20 protein-coding genes and 1 tRNA gene are annotated in these 24,139 nt (G+C 58.6%); 3 read left to right on the top strand and 18 right to left on the bottom strand.

Annotation, left to right across the window (positions count from 1 at the left end; genetic code table 11):
* Window positions 1-211 precede the first annotated feature (211 nt).
* The 6 genes from trxC to rpsU form a co-directional block, all read right to left on the bottom strand.
* On the bottom strand, window positions 212-646 hold the full coding sequence (trxC, locus tag EA797_RS15925; protein WP_122166963.1) for a thioredoxin TrxC: 435 nt from the start codon (window positions 644-646) through the stop codon (window positions 212-214).
* A 124-nt stretch (window positions 647-770) separates the two neighbouring features.
* On the bottom strand, window positions 771-2,561 hold the full coding sequence (locus EA797_RS15920; protein ID WP_122166961.1) for an SLC13 family permease: 1,791 nt from the start codon (window positions 2,559-2,561) through the stop codon (window positions 771-773).
* A 203-nt stretch (window positions 2,562-2,764) separates the two neighbouring features.
* Window positions 2,765-2,841 (bottom strand) — tRNA-Ile (locus tag EA797_RS15915).
* Window positions 2,842-2,956: 115 nt separating this feature from the next.
* Window positions 2,957-4,813 carry an RNA polymerase sigma factor RpoD gene (gene rpoD / locus EA797_RS15910; protein ID WP_122166959.1) on the bottom strand — a complete coding sequence of 619 codons (1,857 nt, stop codon included), beginning with the start codon at window positions 4,811-4,813 and terminating at the stop codon, window positions 2,957-2,959.
* A gap of 67 nt (window positions 4,814-4,880) precedes the next feature.
* Window positions 4,881-6,812 carry a DNA primase gene (gene dnaG, locus EA797_RS15905; RefSeq protein WP_122166957.1) on the bottom strand — a complete coding sequence of 644 codons (1,932 nt, stop codon included), beginning with the start codon at window positions 6,810-6,812 and terminating at the stop codon, window positions 4,881-4,883.
* A 138-nt stretch (window positions 6,813-6,950) separates the two neighbouring features.
* Window positions 6,951-7,166 (bottom strand): 30S ribosomal protein S21, encoded by a 216-nt coding sequence (gene rpsU, locus EA797_RS15900; protein WP_003283508.1) that lies wholly within the window; start codon window positions 7,164-7,166, stop codon window positions 6,951-6,953.
* 196 nt (window positions 7,167-7,362) lie between these two features.
* Here rpsU and tsaD point away from each other — a divergent pair, with 196 nt between their 5' ends.
* Window positions 7,363-8,388 carry a tRNA (adenosine(37)-N6)-threonylcarbamoyltransferase complex transferase subunit TsaD gene (gene tsaD, locus EA797_RS15895; RefSeq protein WP_122167372.1) on the top strand — a complete coding sequence of 342 codons (1,026 nt, stop codon included), beginning with the start codon at window positions 7,363-7,365 and terminating at the stop codon, window positions 8,386-8,388.
* A gap of 13 nt (window positions 8,389-8,401) precedes the next feature.
* Here the strand turns inward: tsaD and plsY are convergent, their stop codons facing one another.
* Entirely contained in the window at window positions 8,402-8,971 is a 570-nt protein-coding gene (gene plsY / locus EA797_RS15890; RefSeq protein WP_122167370.1) for a glycerol-3-phosphate 1-O-acyltransferase PlsY, read from the bottom strand.
* Window positions 8,972-9,046: 75 nt separating this feature from the next.
* On the opposite strand from plsY, the gene folB reads away from it, so the two are divergent.
* Together folB and folK are read left to right on the top strand one after the other, a co-directional pair.
* Window positions 9,047-9,400 carry a dihydroneopterin aldolase gene (folB, locus tag EA797_RS15885; protein ID WP_122166955.1) on the top strand — a complete coding sequence of 118 codons (354 nt, stop codon included), beginning with the start codon at window positions 9,047-9,049 and terminating at the stop codon, window positions 9,398-9,400.
* Window positions 9,391-9,927, top strand: a complete 537-nt coding sequence (gene folK / locus EA797_RS15880) for a 2-amino-4-hydroxy-6-hydroxymethyldihydropteridine diphosphokinase (RefSeq protein ID WP_122166953.1) — start codon at window positions 9,391-9,393, stop codon at window positions 9,925-9,927. The genes folB and folK overlap by 10 nt, the downstream gene beginning before the upstream one ends.
* A 36-nt stretch (window positions 9,928-9,963) precedes the next feature.
* On the opposite strand, the gene EA797_RS15875 is transcribed toward folK, so the two are convergent.
* From EA797_RS15875 to EA797_RS15825, 11 genes are all read right to left on the bottom strand, one after another.
* Complete coding sequence (locus EA797_RS15875; RefSeq protein ID WP_122166951.1) at window positions 9,964-11,175, bottom strand: multifunctional CCA addition/repair protein; 1,212 nt, start codon at window positions 11,173-11,175, stop codon at window positions 9,964-9,966.
* Window positions 11,176-11,259: 84 nt separating this feature from the next.
* Complete coding sequence (locus EA797_RS15870; RefSeq protein WP_122166949.1) at window positions 11,260-12,813, bottom strand: SpoVR family protein; 1,554 nt, start codon at window positions 12,811-12,813, stop codon at window positions 11,260-11,262.
* Between the two features lie 10 nt (window positions 12,814-12,823).
* Window positions 12,824-14,095 carry a YeaH/YhbH family protein gene (locus tag EA797_RS15865; protein ID WP_122166947.1) on the bottom strand — a complete coding sequence of 424 codons (1,272 nt, stop codon included), beginning with the start codon at window positions 14,093-14,095 and terminating at the stop codon, window positions 12,824-12,826.
* Between the two features lie 145 nt (window positions 14,096-14,240).
* Window positions 14,241-16,163: a PrkA family serine protein kinase gene (locus EA797_RS15860; RefSeq protein ID WP_122166945.1), complete on the bottom strand. Its 1,923-nt coding sequence runs from the start codon at window positions 16,161-16,163 to the stop codon at window positions 14,241-14,243.
* 273 nt (window positions 16,164-16,436) lie between these two features.
* The gene (glpE, locus tag EA797_RS15855) at window positions 16,437-16,766 is read right to left on the bottom strand and encodes a thiosulfate sulfurtransferase GlpE (RefSeq protein ID WP_122166943.1); all 330 of its coding nucleotides are present in this window, start codon (window positions 16,764-16,766) and stop codon (window positions 16,437-16,439) included.
* Window positions 16,763-17,584, bottom strand: a complete 822-nt coding sequence (locus tag EA797_RS15850; RefSeq protein WP_122166941.1) for a symmetrical bis(5'-nucleosyl)-tetraphosphatase — start codon at window positions 17,582-17,584, stop codon at window positions 16,763-16,765. Before EA797_RS15850 ends, glpE begins: the two co-directional genes overlap by 4 nt.
* Window positions 17,581-17,964: a Co2+/Mg2+ efflux protein ApaG gene (apaG, locus tag EA797_RS15845; RefSeq protein ID WP_122166939.1), complete on the bottom strand. Its 384-nt coding sequence runs from the start codon at window positions 17,962-17,964 to the stop codon at window positions 17,581-17,583. Before apaG ends, EA797_RS15850 begins: the two co-directional genes overlap by 4 nt.
* A 27-nt stretch (window positions 17,965-17,991) precedes the next feature.
* Window positions 17,992-18,789, bottom strand: a complete 798-nt coding sequence (gene rsmA / locus EA797_RS15840; protein ID WP_122166937.1) for a 16S rRNA (adenine(1518)-N(6)/adenine(1519)-N(6))-dimethyltransferase RsmA — start codon at window positions 18,787-18,789, stop codon at window positions 17,992-17,994.
* 232 nt (window positions 18,790-19,021) lie between these two features.
* Complete coding sequence (pdxA, locus tag EA797_RS15835) at window positions 19,022-20,002, bottom strand: 4-hydroxythreonine-4-phosphate dehydrogenase PdxA (protein WP_122166936.1); 981 nt, start codon at window positions 20,000-20,002, stop codon at window positions 19,022-19,024.
* A 93-nt stretch (window positions 20,003-20,095) separates the two neighbouring features.
* Window positions 20,096-21,403, bottom strand: a complete 1,308-nt coding sequence (locus EA797_RS15830; RefSeq protein WP_122167368.1) for a peptidylprolyl isomerase — start codon at window positions 21,401-21,403, stop codon at window positions 20,096-20,098.
* Window positions 21,384-24,137: an LPS-assembly protein LptD gene (locus tag EA797_RS15825; RefSeq protein WP_122166934.1), complete on the bottom strand. Its 2,754-nt coding sequence runs from the start codon at window positions 24,135-24,137 to the stop codon at window positions 21,384-21,386. Before EA797_RS15825 ends, EA797_RS15830 begins: the two co-directional genes overlap by 20 nt.
* Window positions 24,138-24,139 lie beyond the last annotated feature (2 nt).

The raw sequence follows: 24,139 nt of genomic DNA, 5'->3' as shown, positions 1-24,139 counted from the left end.
CGACTATCGGTAATGTCTGCCGTGAAAATGGCGGCATTATCCAATCGTGCCCGGACCGAGGCAAACGTTGCTTGAACTATCCGGATAAAAGGTACGCCCGTTGAGCGGAACCGTATATCACTTCACCTGTCTGTGACAGGTTGAGTTGCGGTGATCTCACTGCTCAGCCGTGTGCCCTGGGCAGCACGACTTCCCTGTCAGCTGAGGCTGGTCATATGCTGTATTGCTTGAGCCACGCCAATAGCTGTGGCAGCGGTAAGGCGCCGCTCTGACGAGCAACTTCCTGACCATTCTTGAACAGAATCAGGCTCGGTATCGAACGAATCCCGAGCTGTGCCGACAGCTGCGTATTTGCCTCGCTGTCCAGCTTTGCCAGCCTGCAACGTCCGTGCAGTTCAGCTGCCGCTTGCGTAAAGGTCGGCGCGAAAGTTCTGCAAGGGCCGCACCAGCTGGCCCAGACATCAACCAGTAGCGGCAAGTTGCCCTTGATCTGATTTGCGAACTGGCTTTGCTGCAGGTCGAAAGGCGCGTTCAGCAATGCGCTGGATTTGCAGCGACCGCAATGCGGAGCGTCCCGCAGGCGATCGGCAGGAATGCGGTTAAGGCTTGCGCAATGCGCGCAGGGAACGATCAAAGAGTTGGTCATGGTGGGGCTCCACGGCGGTATTTCATAAATGTGGAGCCTCGCTGCGTGATATCAAGCACCGGGCCGGATGTGTATCAAGAAATCGTGGCCTGGCGGCTATCACTGAAGGCCGATTCGCCAGTGCTCAAAGGGGTGTGAGCGGCCAGAACAAAGGAATCACCAGCGTGGCAACGACCCACAACAGGATGTTCAGCGGTATACCGACTTTCAGGAAGTCTGTGAAACGGTAACCGCCCGCGTTATAGACAAATGTGTTGGTCTGGTAGCCGATAGGCGTGGCGAAGCTGGCGCTGGCCGCGAACATCACCGCGACCACAAACGCACGGGGGTCGATGCCGAATTGATGAGCAAGCCCGATGGCGATTGGTGTCACCAGCACCGCCACGGCATTGTTCGAAAGAATCTCTGTCAGTACCGACGTGAACAGGTAGATGAACCCCAGCATAAACAGCGGGCCTGCCCAGGGCGTCAGGTCAACGACGCTGGAGACGATCAACTCGACCAATCCTACCTTGTTCATCGCCACGCTAATGGCGAGCATGCCGAAGATCAGGCTGAGAATCTTCCAGTCCACTGCCTTGTAGGCATCCTCGACATCCAGGCAGCGGGTCGCCAGTACCGCCGCGGCGCCCATGATCGCCAGGCCCTCGATCGGCATCACACCAAACGCAGCCAGCAGCATGACTACTAACGTGGCGCCGATAGCGATAGGGGCCTTGTCCCGGCGGAATGAGCGCTCCTGCACGGCATTGAGGCTGATCAGCTCACCATTGTCGGCAAAGCGCTTGATCTGCGCGGGCGTACCTTCCACGAGCATCACATCGCCAAACTGCAATTGGAAATCGTCGAGGTTGCCCTGGATGTTCTCGTCCTGGCGATGCACGGCCAGCACGTTGATCCCGTAGCGCGCTCTGAGGTCGAGGTCGCGCATCGGCCTGTGGCTATACCGGGAATTGCGACCGACGATGGCTTCGGCGAGCACTTCGTCATCGCTGCTGATCGTCTCGAAGGCATCGTCGCGGTTGAAGCTCAGATGACCGCTACCCCTGAGCTCGACCACATCCTTCACTTGCCCATGAATGACCAGCACATCACCAGCCTGCAGGCTGAAGTCATGTTCAGGTCGGCTGTGCAGGTGTACGCCGCGGTTGACCTGCAGCACTTGCAGCCCGCTGCCTCCGTTGAGGTTGGCCTCGGCGATGCTCTTGCCGATCACTGGGGAACCCTGCGGGACTCGCAACTCACTCATGAAGGTCCGATCAAGACGCGGCCCGAGCAGCTTGGAAAGGGTGTCACGCTCCGGCAGCAGCCGCTTGCCAATGGTCAGCATATAGAGCATGCCTGCGGCCGCGAGGATCAGTGCGGCGCCGGTGATTTCGAACATGCCGAACGGTGGTAGGCCCGCCTTGCGTGCAACACCATCGACCAGAATATTGGTGGAGGTCCCTATCATCGTCAGGGTGCCGCCAAGGATGGTGGCGTAGGACAGGGGGATCAGCAGCTTGGAAGGTGTCGTGCCGGCCCGCTTGGCCAGTGAAATCGCAACCGGCGTCAGGATCGCCACGACCGGTGTGTTGTTGAGAAAAGCCGATATGACCAGCGCGGTAATCGTCAAGCCGCCCAACACCCGAGTCGGGCTGGTGCCGACCAGGTCACCCAGCCAATTACCCAGAGCATCAATGCAGCCCGTGCGCTCGAGGGCTGCGGATATCACGAACATGCAGGCGATAGTGACTGGCGCAGAGTTCGACAGCACGCCCAGCACTTCGGCGGGCGTCAGCAGTTGGCTTGCGATCAACACGGCGACCGCTATCGCCACGACGATATCGGGGCTCCACGTCTCCCGCACAAAAGACACAAGCACCCACAGCAACAAGGCACAAACAAACAAGAGCGGCAGCGATTCGAAGAGCATCAACGTCCTTAACTTGGCAGCAAGCGCATGCAGATAGCAACTTTGCGCGCACGATAGAGGGCGTTGCTTAGAGAGTCTAGAATCGTTTTAGCTTGTTTATATGTGTTTTGGTTATTAGTAAATAAATTGTGGTAGCTAGGCTCTGGCGTACGGGCGTCAGGCTTGCGAAAACGAAAAAGCCGCGCAGTGCGCGGCTTTGGAGTTGGTGGGCCCACACGGACTCGAACCGTGGACCAAAGGATTATGAGTCCTCTGCTCTAACCAACTGAGCTATAGGCCCTCAGAGGCCGGCGGATTATACCGGTGGTGTTGCGTGGGCGCCAAGGGAAGCGAGCGTACGTTGTTGTTTTATCTGCGCTGAATGCAAAACCCCCGGCGTGGGCCGGGGGTTTGGTTTACTCGTCGAGGAAGGAGCGTAGGTGCTCGCTTCTCGTCGGGTGGCGCAGTTTGCGTAGCGCCTTGGCTTCTATCTGACGGATCCGCTCACGGGTGACATCGAACTGCTTCCCGACTTCCTCAAGGGTATGATCGGTATTCATGTCGATGCCGAAGCGCATGCGCAGTACCTTGGCTTCCCTTGCGGTCAGGCCGGAGAGAACTTCGCGAGTGGCTTCTTTGAGGCTCTCTACGGTGGCCACGTCGATCGGCGATTGCATGGCCGAATCTTCGATGAAGTCGCCCAAGTGCGAGTCTTCGTCGTCACCAATCGGCGTCTCCATGGAGATTGGCTCTTTGGCGATCTTCAGCACCTTGCGGATCTTGTCCTCGGGCATTTCCATACGCTCACCAAGCTCTTCAGGCGTGGGCTCGCGGCCCATTTCCTGCAGCATCTGACGAGAGATGCGGTTGAGCTTGTTGATCGTCTCGATCATGTGCACAGGGATGCGGATGGTCCGCGCCTGGTCCGCAATGGAGCGAGTGATCGCCTGGCGAATCCACCAGGTGGCATAGGTCGAGAACTTGTAGCCGCGACGGTATTCGAACTTGTCCACCGCCTTCATCAGGCCGATGTTGCCTTCCTGAATCAGGTCGAGGAACTGCAGGCCGCGGTTGGTGTACTTCTTGGCGATGGAGATAACCAGACGCAGGTTAGCCTCGACCATCTCTTTCTTCGCTCGGCGAGCCTTGGCTTCACCGATGGACATGCGACGGTTGATGTCCTTGATGTCAGTAATCAGCAGTGCGCATTCTTCTTCCAGCGCGAGCAGCTTCTCCTGGCAGCGCTGGATGTCTTCCTTGCGCTCAGCAATGGCTTCGGCATATTTGCCTTTGCCGTTGGCGAGTTTGTCGGCCCAGCCCAAGTCGGTTTCATTGTTTGGAAACTGACGAAGGAAATCGGCGCGAGGCATGCGTGCATCGCGGACGCAGATCTGCATGATGGCGCGTTCCTGGGCGCGAACCTGGCTCAGGGCGTCACGTACACGGTCAACCAGTGCATCGTATTGCTTGGGGATGAGCTTGATCGGCATGAACAGCGTGGCCAGCTCCTGCAGAGCATCGGTTGCCTGCTGGCTGCCGCGACCATGCTTCTTCAGCGCTTTCTTGGCTACTTCCAGCTGTTCTGCAACGGCACCGAAGCGAACCCGCGCGACTTCCGGATCCGGGCCGCCGTCACCTTCTTCCTCTTCACTGTCTGAATCGTCCTCCTCGTCATCGTCCTTGTCGTCACCGGCCGGTTTGGCAGCCGTTTGCGGAGCGACAGGCTCGACTTCTTCCTGCGGGCCGGCAGCGCCGTCGTCGTCAGGGTCGATGTAGCCACTGAGGATGTCAGAGAGTCGGCCGCCTTCGGTGGTTACTCGCTCGTAATCGGCAAGAATGCCGTCGACGGTACCAGGGAAGTGGGCAATTGCACTCATCACCTCGCGAATGCCTTCCTCTATGCGTTTAGCGATTTCAATCTCGCCTTCGCGGGTTAGCAGTTCGACGGTGCCCATTTCGCGCATATACATACGCACAGGGTCGGTGGTGCGGCCGATGTCGGTTTCAACAGCGGCGAGTGCCGCAGCGGCCTCTTCTGCTGCAGCTTCATCGGTATCGGCTTCGGCCAGCAACAGGGCATCGGCATCCGGGGCAACCTCGAATACATTGATACCCATGTCGTTGATCATGCGAATGATGTCTTCCACCTGTTCCGGATCGGAAATATCCTCCGGTAGGTGGTCATTGACCTCGGCGTAAGTCAGGTAACCCTGCTCACGGCCACGCTGGATCAATTCTTTGAGACGGGACTGCTGTTGCGCTTTTCCGGACATATAACCCTATCCACTGACGGTTCTGGCGGGCTGAAAACAAGCTGAGCATTATAGCTGAGCAAGGACCTCACGCGCCAGTTGAGGTCGATATTGCGGGTGCTGAGTTGCGATTTAGCAGGTTGCGCAGCTGATCTTTCTCCTCTGCGCTCAGTTCACCCTGGCGTGCTTTGCGCAGCAAAGTCTCTAGGCTGCGTTCGCGCTGTCTGGCGGCCAGGGTAGTTATGGTGTCGAAAAACTGTTGTTCAAGGTTATCGGCCGAGATTAGCCATTCTTTCTCGGCAAGTGCACGTAAAAGACGCCCTTGGTCGGTTCCATGCCAGCGTGCGATGAGCTGAAGGCTACGTAATTTGGGATTTTTCTGTAGCGTGCCGAGCAAGGCCACTAGAAGTTGCGCATAGGTGTCGTCTTCTGCTGCGAAATGGCTCGCATCTTCCACCTTCTGAGCGAGTTCGGGGTGATGCAGCAGTGTGCGCAGCGTAGTCAGGGCAGGTGGTTCAACCGTCGCTGGCGTTCGCGGTGCGCGTGATTTGAAGTCTGGACGCTCGCCCGGTTTTTTCCAGTCCTTTTTCCATTCTTTTTTGCCGTTGCGCTTGGGCGGAATGGCCTCGGGTGGCGCGTAATAGTCGCCTTCGTCTTGTCCTGAGCCTGCGTCGTAATAAATGCTGTCGTCGTATTCCGGCGCAGCGCTCGAGGGCGCGGCGCTCATCTGCTGAAGTGCTTCGCTGTGCAGACCGGTGATTTCTCCCAGGCGCTGTCGCATCAGTGCACGCAAGTTTGTACCGGGAATCTTTTCGATGAGTGGGGCCGCCAGGGTGGCCAGGTGAGCCTTGCCCTCGAGGGAGCGCGGGTCTGCTTCATCGCTGAGTTGCTGAAAGAAGTAGTCGGCCAGCGGTTGAGCTTGTTGCTGGGTGCGCGCCATGAACGCGTCGGTCCCTTCACGGCGTACCAGGCTGTCCGGGTCTTCGCCTTCGGGTAGGAACAAGAAGCGTGCACGTCGACCATCCTGCAGGTTGGGCAAGGTGGACTCCAGTGCGCGCCACGCCGCCTTGCGGCCCGCGCCGTCGCCGTCGAAGCAGAACAGCACGCTGGGAACGATGCGAAACAGTCGCTTGAGGTGTTCGTCGCTGGTGGCTGTACCCAATGTGGCGACGGCGTTGCGCAGCCCTTGCTGGGCCAGCGCGATCACGTCCATGTAGCCTTCCACGACGATGATTTCATCCAGATCGCGGTTGGCTTTTCGGGCTTCGTAAAGGCCATAGAGCTCCTGGCCTTTATGGAAGACCGGTGTCTCGGGAGAATTCAAATACTTGGGCTTATCATCGCCAAGCACACGGCCTCCGAAGGCTATGACACGCCCGCGGCTGTCGCGAATCGGAAACATCACCCGATCACGAAAGCGGTCGTAGCTTCTTCCTGTTTCAGTGTTCTCGATCAGTAGCCCGGCGTCGATCATCGCCCTCTGTTGAAGTGGGTCGCCGCCCAGGTGCTTCATAAGGTTGTCCCAGCCGGGCGGCGCGAAGCCAAGGCCAAAATCCCTCGCGATGACGCCTGAGAGGCCACGGCCTTTCAGGTACTCGACCGCGGCCTTGCGTGCCGGGTGGCTCTTGAGCGACTGTCGGTAGTAATCGGCGGCGGATTCAAGCAGCGGGTAGAGAGGGGAGTCCACAGGCTGGCGGGGCTTACGGCCGGGCCCGCCTTCCTCGCGCGGAACTTCCATGCCGGCGCGCTTGGCCAGCTCTTCGACTGCCTGGGGAAATTCCAGGCTGTCGTGATCCATGATGAAGCCGAGCGCATTGCCGCCCGCGCCGCAGCCGAAGCAGTAGTAGAACTGTTTGTCCGGACTGACGCTGAAGGAGGGTGTCTTCTCTTTGTGGAACGGGCAGCACGCCGTGTAATTCTTGCCCGCCTTTTTCAGTTGAATACGTGAACTCACCACCTCGACAATGTCGGAGCGGTTGAGCAAATCATCAATGAAGGATTGCGGGATCAAGCCGGCCATAGGGGTATGAGAATACGCTCGCAGTGTTCAGGCCGGAATGAAAAAAACTCCGACCATTCGCCGGCCGGCGAAGCGGAGTCTTTTTCAAATGCAAAACCCGGCTTTGGCCGGGCTTGATGCAGCGTCAGCTGTACTGGATCAGTACAGGCGAACGCTGCGGCGCTGTTCGCGCTGCACTTTCTTGGCGTGACGCTTAACTGCGGCAGCAGCTTTACGCTTGCGCTCGGCAGTTGGCTTTTCGTAGAACTCACGGCTGCGGACTTCGGCCAGAACACCGGCCTTTTCGCAAGAACGCTTGAAGCGACGCAGAGCTACGTCGAATGGTTCGTTCTCTTTAACTTTAACGTTGGGCATCCAGGACGTACCTTCACTTGTTTACCGGTTACAACGCGCTTCGGCAAATAGGCGAGCACGCTGGTTTTAAGGGTTGCGGATGTTAACGCCTTGCCGCCCGGAATGCAAAGCCCCCTGATCGAAAAGCGCTGGTCGGTCGCTGGCCACGGCGATTATTATGCGCGGCTTCATTCGCTTCTTTGAAAGGGTCGTGCCCATGCTGGTGCTGGGGCTGGAAACTTCATGTGATGAGACCGGGGTCGCGCTCTATGACAGCGAGCTAGGGCTCTTGTCAGACGCACTGTTCAGTCAGATCGATCTGCACCGGGTCTACGGCGGCGTAGTGCCGGAGCTGGCGTCGCGAGATCACGTCAAACGAATGCTGCCATTGATTCGCCAAGTGCTTGCCGAAGCGGGCCGTGAATCGAGCCAGATCGATGCAGTGGCCTATACCGCCGGCCCCGGTCTGGTTGGTGCCTTGCTGGTTGGTGCCTCGTGTGCACAGGCGATGGCATTTGCCTGGGGCGTGCCTGCAGTGGGTGTGCATCATATGGAAGGGCATCTGCTGGCGCCAATGCTCGAGGCGCAGCCTCCGGCGTTCCCTTTCGTGGCTCTACTTGTATCGGGTGGGCACACGCAACTGGTCCGGGTGGATGGGATAGGTCGCTACGAGCTGCTGGGAGAGTCGGTTGACGATGCGGCCGGTGAAGCCTTCGACAAGACAGCGAAACTCATGGGGCTGCGTTACCCCGGTGGCCCGGAGATAGCCTTGCTGGCCGAGCGGGGTACTGCCGGGCGCTTTGTTTTCCCCCGCCCTATGACAGATCGGCCAGGGTTGGACTTCAGCTTTAGCGGGCTCAAGACTTCCACCCTGACAACCTGGCAAAGCTGCCGGAACGCTGGTGACGACGGTGAGCAGACCCGCTGCGATGTCGCACTGGCCTTCCAGCAGGCTGTGGTGGAAACGTTGACCATTAAGTGCCGACGTGCACTGAAGCAAACGGGCTTGAAGAGCTTGGTTATAGCTGGCGGCGTGAGCGCCAATACCGCATTGCGCAGTAGCTTGGAGACGATGCTCGCTGAGCTGAACGGGCAGGTGTTTTATGCGCGTCCCCGCTTCTGCACAGATAACGGAGCAATGATTGCGTATGCCGGATGCCAGCGTTTACTGGCTGGCCAGACCGATGGCCCTGAAATTTCGGTGCAGGCACGTTGGCCGATGGAAACGCTGCCGGCGATATGAATGCCGGCTGAGATTAGAAGTGCCGCTCTTTGCCTACTGACAGATCACGCAGATTACTCCGGTGACGCCAGACAATAAGCGCGGCCAGCAGTGTCATGGGCAGTAGCGCTTCCGGCTGTTGCCAGGCAAGCAGGGGCAGGCAGAGCGGTAGCGCGGCGAGTGCAGCCAGTGAGCTGGTGCGCTTCACTTTGAAAACAACCAGCCAGATGATGAGGGCCAACGCTGCGGTTGGTGGATGCAGCCCGAGCAGTGTGCCGGCCGTGGTGGCGACGCCCTTGCCTCCACGGAAACGAAAGTAGAGTGGATAGAGGTGTCCCAACACTGCTGCAAGCCCGACCCAAGCCTGCTGCTCGATGGTCAGGCCGAGCATTGCGGCGAGCAGAACAGGCAGATACCCCTTGAGCAGGTCGCCTATCAGCGTGCTGATGGCGAGCCCTTTTCCGGCCAGCCTGAGCATGTTGGTGGCGCCGGGATTTCCCGAACCGCCAGCCCTCGGGTCAGGCGCGCCGGCCAGGCGACTGAGTAGAATGGCGAATGACAGCGAGCCGGTCAGATAGGCGAGCAGTACTAATTGCCAGAACATGGCATCCATCCGGGGCAGGGAGCTCCTGAGTCTAACGGCCCGTCGTTGAGTTGTCGTGCCGTGGGAGGACGTTGCGTGGATACAGTTTTCATCGAAGGGCTGGAAGTGGATACGCTGATTGGCGCTTATGATTGGGAGCGAGGGATTCGGCAGTGCTTGCGCCTGGATCTAGCCTTGGGTTGGGACGTCCGTCCGGCTGCGGTGAACGACGAGCTGGATAAGGCGCTGGACTATGCGCAGGTGACCGCCGCCATCGATCATTTTGCTCAGGCGTCGCGCTTCGAGCTGGTCGAAACCTTTGCTGAGCGGCTAGCTTCCGCTCTCATGAGCCAATTCGGAATTCCCTGGCTGCGGCTGCGTGTGACCAAGCCGGGCGTGAATATGCGCGCTAAGGCGCTAGGTGTGGAGATCGAACGCGGATGTCGCTGACTCGCGTATTGCTGGGGCTCGGCAGCAACGCGCGCCGGGAACAGAATCTGACGGCCGGGCTCGATGCGCTGGAGCAAATGCTCGGCGACATGCATTGTTCACCAGTCTTCGAAAGCCTTGCGGTTGGCTATAAGGGTGACAATTTCTACAACTTGGTCGTATCCGGCACTACGGCACTGTCGTTGACCGAACTGGACCGTCGCCTCAAGTTTATCGAGGCAGATAATGGCCGCTATGCCCCAGATCGAAAGGGCTTGCCGCTGGATATCGATGTGCTGATGTACGGCGATCTCATGGGCAATTACCACGGCCTTGAGCTGCCGCGGCCGGAGACGTTGAAGAACGCCTTCGTGCTGTGGCCGCTGTCGCTGTTGGTACCAGACTTGAGCCATCCGCGGGCGGGGCGCAGCTTCGCTGATTTATGGCAGACATCGACGATCGAGCAGCAGTTGTGGCCGGTGCCGTTTCGCTGGAAAGGCCAGGAACTGACACCGCCCATGCTGATCCTGAGCCATGGGAAGGGCTAGGCGGCAATCGTTTGATTCGTCAGTTTTCAGGCGAATCTAGTTCTCCAGGTGATTGCGCTGATAATGCCGCACTGCCGCCAGGCGCTCGCGCTTGAGCGCCTCCCCCAGATCTGCTCCTTTGTAACCTTGATCAATCAACGGCTTCGCTTGTACTGCGCGGGCTGCTTTGGCAGCACCGCGTAGATAGTGGGCCTGCGGATAGTTCTGAGGTTCATTGCCTGACCGGCTCGTCGCATCCATCTCACAGGCAGCAATAAATTGCTCGAACCGCTCAGGACGACGGTAGATGTCGAAGTGTTGGAGCATGTCATGCAGCGTCTCGGCAGGAAGCTGCAGGCAATCCTGGGCATGCTCATGAAACTCACCTGTCAATAAGGCCAGTTCCTGGCAATCTCGCGGGACCTTGAAGCGTGTGTTGAGCGCTTCAATCAGGTGTAAGCGACCTCTGCCTCGTGGTGAATCGGGCTGCTCGATTTGGGCTAAATGTTTAAGCATGCAGGCCCAGCGCACAGCGAGAGGCTGCTCGTTAATCGCGCATTGACGCAGAGCTCGAAGAACCTGTTGGCCCATGCACGTTGTAGATTTTTCGACCTCGTCCGGCTTGTTGAACAGCGCCTCAACCTCCGGGAACAGCTCTTCAAACGCACCGCAGTCACGCAATACCTCGATGAATACGTCTGGGCTGGGCTCCATCAACGCGCGTGAAATCTCTTTCCAGCTGCGTTCTGGAGTCAGCGCCTGGAGCTCGCCAGAGGTCGCGAGCTGACGCATCAGAGCCTGCGTTTCAGGTGCGACGCTAAATCCGAGGTCGGCATAACGTGCAGCAAAACGGGCGACGCGCAACACTCTAAGCGGGTCCTCAGCAAACGCCGCGGAAACGTGCCGCAGCTGACGGGCATCGAGGTCGGTCTGGCCCCCAAAGGGGTCGATGACGTGGCCGTGTTCATCCTCGGCCATGGCATTGATGGTCAGATCCCGGCGGGTAAGATCCTCTTCCAGCGTGACGTCGGGGCTGGCGTAGAAGGTGAATCCGCCATAACCACGACCGCTCTTGCGCTCCGTTCGGGCGAGCGCATATTCCTCGCCCGTGGCTGGGTGCAGAAACACCGGAAAATCTGCGCCCACCGGGCGATATCCATCCGCCTGCATTTCCTCGGCGCTCGATCCCACCACCACCCAATCCACTTCGGTCACAGGGCGCCCCAGTAACCGGTCACGTACTGCTCCGCCGACTTTATAGATTTGCATGTAACCTCCGTTGCGGCGGAGGATAAACCAAAGCCCCGTGGCGGCAAGCCGTAATGCTTGGGCCAGTGCCGAGGGGCGGCTGGTTCAGATCGGCGGAAGGGCCAGATTCATGCCGGGAAACTTGGCTTCGGGATCCGGCTCGACCCGTGGTGGCATATGGTGCGTTGCGATCAACTTGTCGTCTTGCATCGATTGCAGATGTACGTCGAACCCCCAGAGCCTATGCAAGTGCTTGAGCACTTCGTCGGTTGAGCCGCCCAGGGGTTTGCGGTCGTGTTGCTGGTGGCGAAGGGTGAGCGAGCGATCTCCGCGGCGGTCGACGCTCCAGACCTGCACATTCGGTTCTCGGTTGCCAAGGTTGTATTGCGCTGCCAGCAATTCACGGATTGTGCGATATCCGCTTTCGTCATGAATGGCTGGCACCAGGAGTTCGTCCTTGTGGTCGTCGTCGAGGATGCTGAATAGCTTGAGGTCGCGTATCACCTTGGGCGAAAGGAATTGCAGGATGAAGCTTTCATCCTTGAAGTTGTTCATGGCGAATTTAACGGTGGTCAGCCAATCACGGCCAGCGATGTCTGGGAACCAGTGCTTGTCCTCGTCCGTAGGATGTTCGCAGATGCGCCTGATGTCCTGGTACATGGCGAACCCCAGTGTGTAAGGGTTGATGCCGCTGTAGTAAGGACTGTCGAAGCCGGGTTGATAGATCACGCTGGTGTGCGACTGCAGAAATTCCATCATGAAGCCGTCGGTCACCAGGCCCTCGTCGTACAGATCGTTGATCAGCGTGTAGTGCCAGAACGTGGCCCAGCCTTCATTCATGACTTGGGTCTGGCGCTGTGGGTAAAAGTACTGCGCGATCTTTCGCACGATCCTCACCACTTCGCGCTGCCATGGCTCCAGAAGCGGTGCGTGTTTCTCGACGAAGTAGAGGATGTTCTCCTGTGGCTCGGCCGGAAAACGCTGATCCTGCTGACGCTCGTCACCTTTGTCGCCAAGCTTGGGAATGGTCCGCCAGAGATCGTTGATCTGCTTTTGCAAGTGTTCTTCACGATCCTTTTGCCGGCGCCGCTCCTCTTCAGCGGAAATGGGATAGGGGCGCTTGTAACGGTCAACGCCATAGTTCATCAGGGCATGACAGGAATCGAGTAGATCCTCTACGGCGTCGATCCCATGGCGCTCCTCGCACTGCATGATGTACTGCTTGGCAAACACTAGGTAATCGATTATCGAGCTGGCATCTGTCCAGGTCCGGAAGAGGTAATTGCCCTTGAAGAAACTGTTGTGGCCGTAGCTGGCATGAGCGATCACCAACGCCTGCATGGTGATGGTGTTCTCTTCCATCAGGTACGCGATGCAGGGGTCGGAATTGATCACGATCTCGTAGGCCAGGCCCATCTGGCCGCGGGTGTAGGATTTCTCCGTGCTGAGAAAATGCTTGCCGTAGGACCAGTGGTGATAGCCCAGCGGCATGCCTACCGATGCGTAGGCATCCATCATCTGCTCGGCGGTGATGACCTCGATCTGGTTGGGATAGGTGTCTAGCGCATAGCGCTCGGCAATGCGTCCGATCTCGCGGTCGTAGGTGCGGATCAGCTCGAAGGTCCATTCCGAGCCTGTGGAAATGGGCTGTCGTTTCATGCTGCGTACCTCAGCTAGCCATGCGCCGCTGGAAGAGCTCGCGGAACACCGGATAGATGTCTCCCGCGGTTACCAACTGCTGCTGGGCGAACGAGTCACCGAAGGCCTCGGCCACCTGGTTGTATTCGTACCACAGCGCCTGATGTTCGCGCGGGGTGATTTCCACGTAAGAGAAATACTGGACGAACGGCATGATCTGGTTGATCAGGATGTCCCTGCATACAGGTGAGTCGTCATTCCAGTTGTCACCGTCGGAAGCTTGTGCGGCGTAAATGTTCCACTCGTTGGCTGGATACCGCTCGGCCATTATCTCCTGCATCATTTTCAATGCGCTCGAGACGATGGTGCCGCCGGTTTCCCGGGAGTAGAAGAACTCTTCCTCGTCGACTTCCTTGGCACTGGTGTGATGGCGGATGAACACGACTTCGATCTTGTCGTAGTTCCGCTTGAGGAACAGGTACAACAGGATGAAGAAGCGTTTGGCAATATCCTTGGTGGCCTGTGTCATGGAGCCGGAGACGTCCATCAGGCAGAACATCACCGCTTTGGAACTCGGGTTTGGGTGTTTGACCAGCAGGTTGTATTTGAGGTCGAAGGTGTCCAGAAACGGCACGCGATGAATGCGCGCGCTGAGCCGTTCGATTTCTTCCTCTGCTGCCTGGATGTCTGTGAAGTTGGCAGGCTCTTCTAGCTTGAGCCTCGCCAGCTCGGCTTTTACCTCCCGCAGCTTGGCGCGGCTGCTGCCTGACAGCGCAATCCGGCGAGCGTGAGCGGAGCGCAGGGTGCGAACGATATTGATGCGTGACGGATTGCCCTCATTGCTGATCCCGGCGCGAACGGTCTTGAAGGTGTCGGTGCCGGTCAGGTGCCGCTTGACCAGATTCGGAAGCTCCAGATCCTCGAACATGAAGTCCAGAAACTCTTCCTGGGTGATCTGAAACACGAAGTCGTCCATGCCTTCGCCGCTATTGCTGGCCTGGCCAGCGCCTTGCCCGCCGCCGCCACCTTGCGGGCGGGGTATGCGCTCACCGGCGATGAATTCCTTGTTGCCGGGATGGACGATGGTCTGCCGACCACCACGGCCGTGATGCAGGATCGGCTCGTCGATATCACGGCCGGGAATGCTGATCTGCTCGCCATGCTCCATGTCAGTAATGGAGCGACGCCCGACGGCTTCTTCAACCGCTTTCTTGATGTGCCCTCGGTATCGCTGCAAAAAACGCTGGCGATTGACCGTGCTTTTGTTCTTGCCGTTCAGACGGCGGTCGATCACATAACTCATGGGCCCCTCCGGGGCCAGCCACAAGCTCTGAGCTACAAGCTGGAAGCTGGCCGTGCGGAAAATCAGTTTCGCGCCGGATCACCGGATTGCCGGATCATCGGCGCGAAGGAACGGCTTGTCGCTCTAAGCTTGCCGCTTGATTGCTCTACTGCGATTTGCGCACCCGCAGGTACCACTCCGAAAGCAAACGAACCTGCTTCTCGGTATAGCCGCGCTCGACCATCCGCACGACGAAGTCGTTGTGCTTCTTCTGATCCTCCTTGCTTGCCTTGGCGTTGAAGCTGATGACTGGCAGCAGGTCTTCGGTGTTGGAGAACATCTTTTTCTCGATCACCACGCGCAGCTTCTCGTAACTCAGCCATGACGGATTCTTGCCGTTGTTGTTGGCGCGGGCGCGTAGTACGAAGTTGACGATCTCGTTGCGGAAGTCTTTTGGATTGCTGATGCCGGCCGGCTTCTCGATCTTCTCCAGCTCCTCGTTCAGTGCGGCGCGGTTGAGGATCTCGCCAGTCTCAGGATCGCGATACTCCTGATCCTGAATCCAGAAGTCCGCATAGAGCACGTAACGATCGAAGATGTTCTGGCCGTACTCGCTATAGGACTCAAGATAAGCGGTCTGGATTTCCTTGCCGATGAAATCTACGTAGCGCGGCGCCAGGTACTCCTTGATGAAACGCAAATAGCGCTCGCGTACCTCGGCCGGGAACTGTTCCTGCTCGATCTGTTGCTCCAGTACGTAAAGCAGATGCACCGGGTTTGCCGCGATTTCGTGCGGATCGAAGTTGAACACCTTGGACAGGATCTTGAAGGCGAAGCGGGTGGAAAGCCCGTTCATGCCCTCGTCAACGCCGGCTGTATCGCGATATTCCTGGATGGACTTGGCCTTGGGGTCGGTGTCCTTCAGGTTCTCGCCGTCGTATACCCGCATCTTGGAGTAGATGTTGGAGTTTTCCGGCTCCTTCAGGCGACTGAGCACCGAGAACTGCGCCAGCATTTTCAGCGTGTCGGGCGCGCAGTGAGCTTTCGAAAGGGAACTGTTGAATAGCAGTTTGTCGTAGATCTTGATCTCGTCGCTTACACGCAGGCAATACGGCACCTTGACGATGTAAATTCGGTCGATGAAGGCTTCGTTGTTCTTGTTGTTGCGGAAGGTGTGCCATTCCGACTCGTTAGAGTGGGCCAGCAGAATGCCGTTGTAGGGAATCGCACCGAGCCCTTCGGTGCTGTTGTAGTTGCCTTCCTGGGTGGCGGTCAGCAGTGGATGCAGCACTTTGATCGGCGCTTTGAACATCTCCACGAATTCCATCATGCCCTGGTTGGCCCGGCACAGTGCACCCGAGTAGCTGTAGGCATCGGCGTCATTCTGCGGAAATTCCTCAAGCTTGCGGATATCCACCTTGCCGACCAGAGCCGAGATGTCCTGGTTGTTCTCATCGCCCGGCTCGGTCTTGGCGATCGCGATCTGATTGAGGATCGATGGATACAGCTTGACCACGCGGAACTGGCTGATGTCGCCGCCGAACTCCTGCAGGCGCTTGGTGGCCCAGGGCGACATGATCGAGCTGAGGTAGCGCCGGGGGATACCGTAATCTTCTTCCAGAATCTGCGCGTCTTCGGCTGGGTTGAACAGCCCCAGCGGCGACTCGAATACGGGTGATCCCTTGATCGCGTAGAACGGAACGCGCTCCATCAGCTGCTTGAGCTTCTCGGCTAATGACGACTTACCGCCGCCTACCGGCCCCAATAGATAGAGGATCTGTTTCTTTTCCTCCAGCCCCTGAGCGGCATGGCGAAAGTAGGAGACGATCTGATCGATGCAATCTTCCATGCCATGGAAGTCTTCGAACGCCGGGTATCGCCGAATGACCTTATTGGAAAAAATCCGCGACAGTCGCGAGTCGTTCGAAGTGTCGATCAGCTCGGGTTCGCCAATGGCCATCAACAGGCGCTCGGCTGCAGTTGCGTAGGTGCCCCGGTCTTCCTTGCACAGGTCGAGGTATTCCTGGAGCGAATATTCCTCTTGGCGAGTTGCTTCGAATCGTTGCTGGAAATGGCTGAAAATGCTCATTGACTTCACCTCGGACGATGCTCGGAGCCGGTGTTGTCATCATGCATTCAGGTACGGCCGACTTCTCGGCCTGTGGAGTTCCCCCGAACACCTGATGGTCGAAACCTGAGGCCGTTGGCCGATGGACGGCATTACCTGTGTGGATGGCCTGAACTGAAGGATAGTTCGGATTCAGCAAATTCAAGGGAAGAGGGGGATATTTACCGCTGCGTTTCGTCGGATGAAACGCGCAAGGCCGCGGTTTACGCGGCGTCTGAGCGAAGAATTTTTATTTTATTGCTGATCGTCTCGATCGACGTGTTGCGGGAAGGTTTGGTGCCACAACTCGAAGCCGCCATCGAGGCTGTACACATCGGAGAAACCCTGATGAATCAGGTAAGCAGCAGCGCTCTGGCTCGAGTTGCCGTGATAGCAGGTGACGATCAGTGGATGATCGAGATCCGCAGCAGCAATAAAGTCTGGCAGGGACTGGTTGTCCAGGTGCGTTGATCCTGTGATGTGACCGTTCGCGTAGCTGTGTGCGTCACGGATGTCGACCACCACACCACCTTGGTCGCGCAGGGCCTGGGCCTGCTCCGGAGATATGCGTTTGAAGTCGGTCATGGATTGGCCTCGCAGTCGCAGTGGTGCAGTTCGTTGCTATCGATGTTCATCAATGTCATGGAGTTGCCCCACACGCAGCCGGTGTCCAGCGCATACACGTTTGGCTCGTCGCAATGACCTTCCAGTGCCGCCCAATGCCCAAAGATGATCTTTGCGCCTCGGGCCTTACGGGTCGGATGGCTGAACCAGGGCGCAAAACCGTCCGGCGCCGAATCGAGACCCTCCTTTGCTTCAAGGTCGAGTGTCCCGTCTGCTTTGCAGAAACGCATGCGGGTGAAGTAATTGGTGATCAACCTAAGCCGCGGCACGCCATGTAGATCCTTGTTCCATTTGGCGGGCTGGTTGCCATACATACCATCGAGGAAAGGCTGCAGCGTGGCATCGTCGCGAAGCGCTTGCTCAACTTCCGCTGCGCGGCGAAGGGACTTGCTAACAGACCACTGCGGTGGAATACCTGCATGCACCATGGTGACTTCGCGTTCGGCATCGTGATGAATGAGCTTCTGCTGTCGAAGCCAGAAAATCAGATCGGCCCGGTCGGGTGCGTCGAGGATCGGCTGGAGCGTATCTGACTTCTTCATTCGCTCGACCTTATGCGCGACGGCGAGCAGATGGAGGTCATGGTTGCCTAGAACGGTAACGCCCGAGCTTCCAAGATCACGAGCGAAACGCAGGGACTCAAGCGATTGTGGGCCTCTATTGACCAGATCCCCAGCGAGCCACAGGCAGTCCCGCGAAGGGCTGAAGTCGACGCGGTTCAGCAGGCATTTGAGCGGCTCAAGGCAACCCTGCAGGTCGCCGACGGCATAGGTAGTCAATGCAAAGCTCCGGGGACGGCCAGCCGGAAAGGCGCGATGGTAGCGTCAAAGCGGTGTCCATCTTCGGCGAGCATCTGGTAGCTGCCTTGCATGGTGCCGACGCGTGATGCCATCAAGGTCCCACTGGTATAGACATGTCGCTGGCCTGGCGCAATCACCGGCTGCTCACCCACTACGCCATCGCCTCGAACTTCCTGCACCTGACCGTCGCCGTCGGTGATGACCCAATGGCGAGACAACAGCTGAGCAATCAGCTGACCTTTGTTTTCTATCGTTACCCTGTAGGCAAAGGCAAAACGATTTTGTTCCGGTTGCGACTGGTCTGCCAGATAGGTCGGACTGACGCTGACATCAATCCAGTAGCGGCGGTCTTCAGGCATGTTGCCTCCTGCGGGTGGGCTTCGCCTTCAGCTACGGGCGGAAAGTTGATCTGACAATCTTACGAACGCTGCCAGGTCCAGCTGTTCCGGGCGAAGGCTGCCATCTACGTCTGCGGCCGCGATGGCATCTGCGTCCAGTAGGCCCTTGAGGGTGTTTCGCAGTGTCTTGCGACGCTGATTGAAAGCTTGGCGGACCACCGTTTCCAGGTGGCGGTGGTCGCGCGCCGGGTGCGGTAGTACCTCGTGAGGGACTAGGCGAACAATGGCGGATTCGACTTTCGGGGCAGGGTTGAATGCCCCCGGCCCGACATTGAACAGATGTTCGACTCGGCAGTGGTACTGCACCATGATCGACAACCTTCCCCAGTCACCGCCGCCCGGCTCCGCCGCGAGACGTTCGACCACCTCCTTCTGGAGCATGAAATGCATGTCGCGAATTAGAGATGCATGTGCAAGCAGGTGGAAGATCAGCGGGGTCGAGATGTTATAGGGCAGATTGCCGACGATGCGCAGGCTGGCGAGCTCCTGGCTCAACTGCGAAAAGTCGAATTTCAGTGCATCGCCCTGATTGAGGGCGAAGTTCTCTCGCTCGGCGAACTTCTGCTGAAGGATCGGTATCAGGTCCAGATCGAGCTCGACCACGTCCAGATGAGCGTCGCTATCCAGCAGGCCTTCGGTCAAAGCGCCCTGGCCCGGTCCGATCTCGACAATGCGCTCACCCGGTTTGGCATGGATGGCGCGCAGGATTCGATGAATCACGCCGGCATCGTGGAGGAAGTTCTGGCCGAAACGCTTGCGCGCCCGGTGTTGATAGTTCTCGGACATGGACAGCAGTACCCAGGTGCAGCCGGAAGCATGACGCTTCGAGGCTGAAGAAAAGGTTCGCAGTTTAACAGGCTGGGGTGGTTGCTGCTTTTGCCATTGCCGTATATCGGACTCTAGGACCGGGGAAAAGCCAGGCCTTCGCTGGCACACGAGCGAGTGCCGTCGATGCTGTCCTAAGTGATGCTCGGGTGAGCGCGCCAGCGTGTTAACTCAGATGCCTGTTTGCCCACGACTATCTTGCCATCTGATAAGCCGTCTCCAATGCCACTTGCAGACTACCGATATCAATTCGCCCGGTCCCTGCGAGATCAAGAGCCGTCCCGTGATCGACCGAGGTGCGAACGATCGGCAGGCCGAGGGTGACGTTGACTGCCGCGCCAAAGCCCTTGTACTTGAGCACAGGCAAGCCCTGATCGTGATACATCGCCAGTACCGCATCGCAGCTATCCAGATGCTTGGGCGTGAACAAGGTGTCGGCGGGTAGCGGGCCGACCAGCTCGATGCCTTCACCCCGGAGCAGTTCCAGTGTTGGTTCGATGATGTCTATCTCCTCCCGGCCTAGATGCCCGCCTTCGCCGGCGTGCGGGTTGAGTCCGCAGACGAGGATGCGTGGCTTGGCGATACCGAACTTCTCCACCAGATCCTTGTGAAGGATGCGGGTTACACGCTGCAGGCGTTCTGCCGTGATGGCGGCGGGGACATCCTTCAGCGGAAGATGCGTTGTCACCAGCGCGACCCGCAGGCCTCGCGTTGCCAGCATCATCACTACCTGATGGGTATTGGTCAGCTCGGCGAGAAACTCGGTGTGGCCCGAGAAGGGGATACCCGCCTCGTTGATGATGCCTTTATGTACAGGGGCGGTGATCATGCCCGCAAATGCCCCATCGAGGCATCCATTGCCTGCGCGCTTCAAGGTTTCCAATACGTAGCCTGCGTTGAGCGCATCGAGCTGACCGGATACCGCTGGTGTGACGAGTTGCGTATCCCAGACATAAAGGCTGCCCGCTGGAGCGGCCTCGCTTGGCCAGCTACCGGGCTCGACTTGGAGCAAATCTATATTCAGTGCGAGCTCCAAGGCGCGGGTTCGCATCAGTTCGCTGCTGGCAACGGCGATCAATGCGTGGGGATGGCGGTCGCGCGAAAGCAGCAGGCAGAGGTCAGGACCGATACCGGCGGGTTCGCCGGGAGTGAGGGCGAAGCGTTTGGCGGTCATGTTGGTATCGTCAGGCTGGTGAAATGAAACGGGCCAGCCGCATGGCCGGCCCGCTGAGGCAAATCGGATGCTCGGCCAGCGCGGCCGTGGCGATCAGATCTTGATTTCGACGTAGGCTTCGTCGCGAATCTGGCGCAGCCAATTCTGCAACTCTTCTTCGTATTTGCGATTGCGAAGAAGGGATAGCGCCTGTTGCTCGCGTACTTCTTCGCTGGCGTCGGTGGCGCGGCGGCCTAGCACTTCAAGAATATGCCAGCCGTAAGGCGTCTTGAACGGCTCGGACAACTGTCCGCCAGGTGTGTTGGCCATGACTTCCTGGAATTCCGGAACCAGCGAACTGGGGTCTACCCAGTTCAGATCACCGCCGTTGAGCGCGGAGCCTGGGTCTTCGGAGAAGTTTTTCGCCAGATCGGCAAAGCTTTCGCCGGCAATAATTCGGTCGCGTAGCCGCTCGATGAGGCGACGGCTTTCCTCTTCGCTGCGGATCTGGCTGGGCTTGATCAGGATATGGCGGACATGAATCTCGTCACGCACCTGGGTATCACCGCCACGCTTCTCGAGTACCTTGAGGAGGATGAAGCCGGGCGGTGTACGCACAGGCTGAGTCACATCGCCAACCGACATGGCGCTGACTTCGGTATCGAACGGTGGCGGCAGTTGCGCTGCTTTGCGCCAACCCATATCGCCGCCTTCGAGTGCGTTCTCACTGGCCGAGCGCGAGGCGGCGAGCGTGGCGAAGTCGGCGCCTTGCTGAAGCTGCTGGTAGGTGTCCATTGCCAGCTTCTCAGCCGTTTCGATGGTCGCCGAGTCAGCTGATTCCGGGACAGGGATCAGAATATTCGCCAGTCGATATTCCTCAGACAACTGCATTTTGCCGAGGTCGGATGCCAGGAAGTTTTCCACCTCCTGATTCGATACCTGAACGCGTTCTGCGATCCGACGCTGCCGTACTCGGCTGATGACCATTTCGCGGCGAATCTGCTCGCGGGCCGTATCGAGGCTCAAGCCGTCACGCTCAAGGGCAGCCCGGAACTGGTCGAGAGTCATGTTGTTACGCTGGGCAATGGTGCCCATGGCCTGGTTCAGCTCTTCGTCGGAAATGCGGATACCAGAGCGTTCGCCGATCTGCAGCTGCAAGTTCTCGGTAATCAATCGCTCGAGAACCTGCTGTTGCATCACGTCCGCCGGCGGCATCTCGGCGCCACGTTTCTCGATGGTCTGCTGGACCTCGCGAATACGCTGGTCCAGTTGGCTCTGCATGATCACGTCGTTGTCGACGATCGCGACGATACGGTCGAGCTGCCGAACCTCGGCCGCTGCGGTGGTAACGGCAGTCACACTGCCTAGCAGTAGCGCACCCGCCAGAAGAGGGCGCAGGAAATCAGAAAGCTTGATCTTCACGTTCACGGTAGCCTTGTATGCCTTCGTCGAGGAATGTCTCGGTGGAGCTGCCGAACACGCCGCCGAGTCCCTTGAGGACGATTTGCAGGAAGATGCCGTTGTCCGGCTCATCATTCTGCGATGGGTTGAGACTGGTTTCGTCGTAATCGATCCAGTAGCGGTTGATCAAGCGCAGTTTCCAGCAGCAATTGTCGTACTCGAAGCCGCCGAAGGCTTCCAATGTACGGTTGCGGCTGTAGTCATGCTGCCAGCGTGCGATCACGCTCCACTGCGGCACGATTGGCCAGATTGTGGAAATGTCGTGCTGGTTGATCTTGTAGTAATCCTTGATGTATTCGGGCGTTCCGGGAGTGCCGTAATCGCCGCCATACGTCCACCGGCCCGTGGCTTGGTCGAAGCGCACGGTGTCGTTGCGGTAGCGATAACCCAGGTTGACGATCTTGCGTGGATCGTTGGCCGGCTGGTAATGGAACATCGCGCTGCCCGATTGAGTCTGGCCTTCGTCCGGATCCCAGTTGAAGGTCGAGGTGAAGTGCCAGTCACGGTTGAAGCGGAACATGTATTCGAGGGCGTATGGAGATACATCCGACGTGGAGCCCGGGCGGTCCTGAAGGTCCGGCAGCTGAACTTTACGGTCACGGAAGTAGACAGTCTGGCCAATGCTGAAACGCTGCCGCTCCAGTCCGTTCGGCTCGATCCAGCGGTTGGTCACGCCCAGCGAGAGCTGATTGGCGTCACCGATACGGTCCCTGCCTGAAAAGCGGTTGTCCCGCCAGAGCGATGAATAGCTGAAGGTGTTCTCGCCGGTATCGAAAACCGGAATGTCGTCTTGATCTTCCTCGGGAACGTACAGGTAGAACATGCGTGGTTCGAGTGTTTGGCGGTAGTCCTTGCCGAACCACTGGGTGTCGCGGTCGAAGTACAGGCCGCTGTCGACGCTGAAAATCGGCACGCTGCGATCAGGCGATCCGTTGAAGTCGGTCACCTGGCTGCGGCCGGTGTTGTCCAGCGTCAGGTCGTACTTGGTGTATGCGTACTTCACCGAAGGCTTGATGAAGCCCCAGCTCCAGTCCAGCGGAAGGCTGACCCCAGGCTCCAGGTGCAGCCGTTCACCCTCGGCGCGAGTCAGGCCGGCGAGGCGATCGTCGTACCAGCGTTCAGGATTACCGTCGTCATTGATGAAGTTGCCGCTGCGCAGGCTGCGCTGGAAACTGACGAATTCGGTGTTATAGGCAAACCGAAGCCCGCCCGGCTGAAACGGCAGAGCACCGTCCAGTGTCAGCTGAGGCAGGCGCTCGTACGGGGTCACGTCAGCAATGGTGGCGCGCTCGTAAGCATGCACATTGAGGCGGGCCGTGTAGGACGGCGCGCGATAGGTAAGGGTACCGCGTTGGTCCAGGTGATCCGCCTGGTTTATGTTCAGGTTCGTACTGAGGTCCTGAAAATAATAGGGATCGCTGATATCGGTGTAGTCGGCCTCAGCGAGCCAGCGACTATCCAGCCCAGTGCGATGCTGCCAGCTATACATCCATCGCTTGTCTTCGGACTCCGACTGAAGCTTGCGATCATCGTTGCTGTCGTTCAGGTAGGCAGCGCCGAACTGCCCTTCGCTGCTGCGGGTCAGGTAGCGGAACTCACCTTCCATCAGCAGGCCACGATCGGTCATGTAATTCGGGTAGAGCGTGGCGTCGAAATTGGGCGCCAGGTTGAAATAGTAGGGCGTCACCAACGACAGCCCGGTATCGCTGGAGGAACTGATACTCGGTGCGAGGAAGCCGGACTGACGACGGTCATCAATCGGGAAGTAGATGTAAGGCGTATAGAACACCGGTACGCCCTTGACCCGTAGCGTCACGTTGGTCGCTGAGCCGAAACCAGTCGCCGGGTTGAGGGTGACGTTGTTGCCCTGCAGATACCAGTCATTGTCGCCTGGCTCACATCGGGTGTAAGTCCCGTCCTTCAGGCGGATGATCGCGTCGTCGGTGCGTTTCGCGTATTCCGCGCTTCCGCGGACCTTGCCTTCGTGAACCACGTATTCGGCGTTTTCGACTTGAGCTTCACCGGTGTCGAGGAACAGCTCGGCGCGATCACCTACCAACAAGGAACCACGGTTGCGCAAGCGGACATTACCCTTCAGCTCGCCGCGGTTCTCCAGCTGGTAAAGGCTGGCTTCGTCGGCTTCCGCCTGGATACTGCCCTGACGCAGAACCACTTCACCGGCAAGGGTCGCGACTTCCTGCTGCTGCTCGTAGCGCGTGGCTTTTGCCGAAACGTAGGTCGGGGCCTCGCTCATCGGCGTATTGTCGAACTGACCGGGCCGGTTCGGTTCAACATAGGTGCCAGCGCAGTAAGGGCCTGTCTCGGCCAGCTGCGCGTTGGTCAGTTGATCACGCGGCACCCAATCCAGGTGGCTGTAGTCGGCGCTACGGGATGCCAGGGCGCGGCCCCTGCTCTCGGTGACCAACTTGGTCGTGGCCACCGGGCGTTCGGCCTTGGTGGCGCGCGGTGCAGGAGCAGACTCTTCACTCGCTGCACTTCCGCGATGGACCGGCCGAGGCGGCAGCGCGGGGCTGGCGGCATCCGAAGCACAGTCCCAGCCGCCTCCAGCGCCAGGTTGGCAGGCGAACTGTTCGGCCGCAAAAACCAGAGGCGTCGCTACGGGTTGCAGCGCGAGCAAACTGCCGGTAACCAATAGAGGGAATTTTTTACGAAAAGCGGGATATTTGACTGCCATCT

The sequence above is a fragment of the Stutzerimonas zhaodongensis genome, from assembly GCF_003696365.1.
In the GTDB taxonomy this organism is placed as follows: Bacteria; Pseudomonadota; Gammaproteobacteria; order Pseudomonadales; family Pseudomonadaceae; genus Stutzerimonas; species Stutzerimonas zhaodongensis.
The sequence above is the reverse complement of the archived record's forward strand: the minus strand, read 5'-3'. Positions and strand labels throughout refer to the sequence as shown.

What these genes read in the sequence shown, in the direction of transcription:
- trxC (WP_122166963.1), bottom strand. Translation starts at nt 646, where the DNA reads ATGACCAACTCTTTGATCGTTCCCTGCGCGCATTGCGCAAGCCTTAAC.
- EA797_RS15920 (WP_122166961.1), bottom strand. Translation starts at nt 2,561, where the DNA reads ATGCTCTTCGAATCGCTGCCGCTCTTGTTTGTTTGTGCCTTGTTGCTG.
- rpoD (WP_122166959.1), bottom strand. Translation starts at nt 4,813, where the DNA reads ATGTCCGGAAAAGCGCAACAGCAGTCCCGTCTCAAAGAATTGATCCAG.
- dnaG (WP_122166957.1), bottom strand. Translation starts at nt 6,812, where the DNA reads ATGGCCGGCTTGATCCCGCAATCCTTCATTGATGATTTGCTCAACCGC.
- rpsU (WP_003283508.1), bottom strand. Translation starts at nt 7,166, where the DNA reads ATGCCCAACGTTAAAGTTAAAGAGAACGAACCATTCGACGTAGCTCTG.
- tsaD (WP_122167372.1), top strand. Translation starts at nt 7,363, where the DNA reads ATGCTGGTGCTGGGGCTGGAAACTTCATGTGATGAGACCGGGGTCGCG.
- plsY (WP_122167370.1), bottom strand. Translation starts at nt 8,971, where the DNA reads ATGTTCTGGCAATTAGTACTGCTCGCCTATCTGACCGGCTCGCTGTCA.
- folK (WP_122166953.1), top strand. Translation starts at nt 9,391, where the DNA reads ATGTCGCTGACTCGCGTATTGCTGGGGCTCGGCAGCAACGCGCGCCGG.
- EA797_RS15875 (WP_122166951.1), bottom strand. Translation starts at nt 11,175, where the DNA reads ATGCAAATCTATAAAGTCGGCGGAGCAGTACGTGACCGGTTACTGGGG.
- EA797_RS15870 (WP_122166949.1), bottom strand. Translation starts at nt 12,813, where the DNA reads ATGAAACGACAGCCCATTTCCACAGGCTCGGAATGGACCTTCGAGCTG.
- EA797_RS15865 (WP_122166947.1), bottom strand. Translation starts at nt 14,095, where the DNA reads ATGAGTTATGTGATCGACCGCCGTCTGAACGGCAAGAACAAAAGCACG.
- EA797_RS15860 (WP_122166945.1), bottom strand. Translation starts at nt 16,163, where the DNA reads ATGAGCATTTTCAGCCATTTCCAGCAACGATTCGAAGCAACTCGCCAA.
- glpE (WP_122166943.1), bottom strand. Translation starts at nt 16,766, where the DNA reads ATGACCGACTTCAAACGCATATCTCCGGAGCAGGCCCAGGCCCTGCGC.
- apaG (WP_122166939.1), bottom strand. Translation starts at nt 17,964, where the DNA reads ATGCCTGAAGACCGCCGCTACTGGATTGATGTCAGCGTCAGTCCGACC.
- rsmA (WP_122166937.1), bottom strand. Translation starts at nt 18,789, where the DNA reads ATGTCCGAGAACTATCAACACCGGGCGCGCAAGCGTTTCGGCCAGAAC.
- pdxA (WP_122166936.1), bottom strand. Translation starts at nt 20,002, where the DNA reads ATGACCGCCAAACGCTTCGCCCTCACTCCCGGCGAACCCGCCGGTATC.
- EA797_RS15825 (WP_122166934.1), bottom strand. Translation starts at nt 24,137, where the DNA reads ATGGCAGTCAAATATCCCGCTTTTCGTAAAAAATTCCCTCTATTGGTT.